Source organism: Bradyrhizobium sp. BRP22 (genome assembly GCF_020194175.1).
GTDB lineage: Bacteria > Pseudomonadota > Alphaproteobacteria > Rhizobiales > Xanthobacteraceae > Bradyrhizobium.
Genome location: NZ_JADYVX010000170.1, coordinates 1 through 255 on the forward strand (window position 1 = coordinate 1; position 255 = coordinate 255).

1 protein-coding gene is annotated in these 255 nt (G+C 56.1%); it reads left to right on the forward strand.

Annotated features, from left to right (window positions below; all coding sequences use genetic code 11):
* Positions 1-31: 31 nt before the first annotated feature.
* Positions 32-255 (forward strand): group II intron maturase-specific domain-containing protein (locus I6F35_RS39845; protein ID WP_275945550.1); only part of this gene is annotated, 224 nt, incomplete at its 3' end.

Consider the following 255-nt stretch of genomic DNA (forward strand, 5'->3'; position numbering starts at 1 on the left):
TTCCGGCAATCATAGTGTCAGCACGGTCGACATGATCGCCAGCCTGAACCGTCAACTGGCGGGATGGGCAGCGTTCTATAAGTTCACCGACTTCACCGCGCACGTATTCCGGCGCATCGACCATGTCGTATTCTGGAAAATGGCGCACTGGCTGGGGCACAAATACCGATCTCGCATCAAACCTTTGATGCGGAAATGGTACCGAGCCCCGGAACGGGGCAAGGCGAAAACCTGGCTCGTGTTTGGTCGGAATGA